Source organism: Microbacterium sp. Soil_C_42 (assembly GCF_057656735.1).
Window position 1 is genome coordinate 1 of the sequence record NZ_JBDGJU010000079.1, and the last position, 1803, is coordinate 1803.

1 protein-coding gene is annotated in these 1803 nt (G+C 68.1%); it reads right to left on the minus strand.

Annotation, left to right across the window (positions count from 1 at the left end; all coding sequences use genetic code 11):
• Window positions 1-603: 603 nt before the first annotated feature.
• Window positions 604-882, minus strand: a complete 279-nt coding sequence (locus AC3A46_RS19435) for a hypothetical protein (RefSeq protein ID WP_386027112.1) — start codon at window positions 880-882, stop codon at window positions 604-606.
• Between the last annotated feature and the right edge of the window lie 921 nt (window positions 883-1803).

Sequence of the window (1803 nt, forward strand, 5' to 3'; positions counted from 1 at the left end):
CCAGCTGCTCGGCGGCCGCCGGTTCGGCGGCGAGGCGTGCCCGCGGGCCGGGCCCGGTCGGTGCATCTGGAACAGGGCGGGGGCCGGTGCCCGGCGGTCGCCAACCCCTGCTGCTCAATGTGGGCCAGCAGCGAAGACACGGATGTGACCCTTTCCAAGGGATGGTTTCGAGTAGAAGCGAATAGAAACGAGGTCTCCCGATGACCGTCTCTCCGAACTTGGTGTCTGCGTCAATCACCGCAGTCAGCGGCCTGGCTACTGCCATGGCCGGGGCGCCGTGGTGGGGTGTCGCGCTCTGCCTGATCTTGGTTCTGGTCGCGACCTCGGTACAGACCGTCTTCCCCCAGAACTCGCGCGATCGGCTCACATGGTGGACCAACCGCCGAGACCATCGCACCCGACGGCGTACCCGCCGCAACACACCGTGAGCCGCCGCCAGCGTCCGCAGGCTGGTGGCTGGCTCAAGGCTTGACCGGAGCCCTGGTTCCTGGCCGGGTGTGGGTGTTCCTCGTGGGAACACCCCGGGTTCGGGCGCCGGGGCGGCGCACGGGTCTGGCCCCGGCTCTCCGTTGGCCGGGGCCGCGCGTGCGTTTCCGGCGGCACCTATTGACGGCGTCGGAGGATCGGTACCAGCAGGGCCACTGCGGCGATGTACGCGCCGAGTGTGCCGAGGGCGACTTGTGCGGGGTTGGCCCAGGACGGTGCCAGCCGTACGACGATGCCTGCTACGGCCGCGAGCACGGCGCCGATGCCCAGGAGCAGCACCAGGAACAGCGCGTCCCGCTGACGCCGCAAGCGCCCCAACTCGGCCTGCTCCTGGGCGGCCGTCATGGTCTGGGTGGCGGCCTCGGTGCTGTGCGGGGCGGTGAGGGTCGTGGTCATGGTGGGGTCCTTTTGGAAGGCCGGCATGGTGCCGGGGGTGTCGGGTGGATCGGGAGCCACTGTGCGAGGGGTGGGCGGTGGGGTCGAGTTCTCGCGAATTTCTGTTCCGTGCCTGTTCAGGGGTCTCGTCTGGCGGTCGGTTCGCAGATTCGCGAGGACTTGACGCAGGAGCCGTCGGTCATCGCCGGATGAGGTTGCAGGGTGTGGGGGTTAGTCCCGCAAGCCGCACCGTCGAGACCTGCCTGGCCTTCTCGTGTCCCCGGTGCGAATGACGAATTTCGTCCGACGTGGATTTCTCGTGTGGTGTTTTTTCATGGTGTGGTTCGGTGAATCGGACGGTTATCCGAGAGGGTTCGGTGTGTTCTATGGGCGACCGGTTGAATTTTTGGACCTGGCCTGACGTCACGTCAGTTCGATGTGTGGCGGCGTGGCCGCCCTCTCCCGAGGGCTGCTGACCACCGGCAGGGACGTGGGCACATGCCTGGGACCGCAAGGGTATTTCTGCTGGTCACAGGCCTAAATACGGCGATGCGGGGCGAGTTGAGGCGCAGCCTGCAGGACCGCTGAACCCCCGAGAGAGCAGGTCCGCACCCGCGGGAGGGGGTGGCAGGTTTCTCGGGTTCCTACACAGTTCACCGCATGATGCATCTTGTGATGCGAGCCCCGCACCGACACCATCCTGCGAGGCCAGCCCCGACACGGAGCTCCGGCATCCGCACCCGACGGACCACGCCCGCCCTCTCACCGCTGCTGGCTGGCCCGCGTCAGCGGGCCCAGGTCCTGGAGGCGTAGCCGGAAGGGCCAGGGGTGGGAGCGTCAGTGGACACCCCAACGGGCCGAAGGCCCGTCGATGTCCGCGCTTGCGCGGACATGTGGTGGCGCGTCAGCTCCACCACGGGCCGGAGCGCAGCGGAGGCCTTC

Excerpts from the sequence above, each read along its gene's own strand:
- AC3A46_RS19435 (WP_386027112.1), bottom strand. The coding sequence starts at position 882 with ATGACCACGACCCTCACCGCCCCGCACAGCACCGAGGCCGCCACCCAG.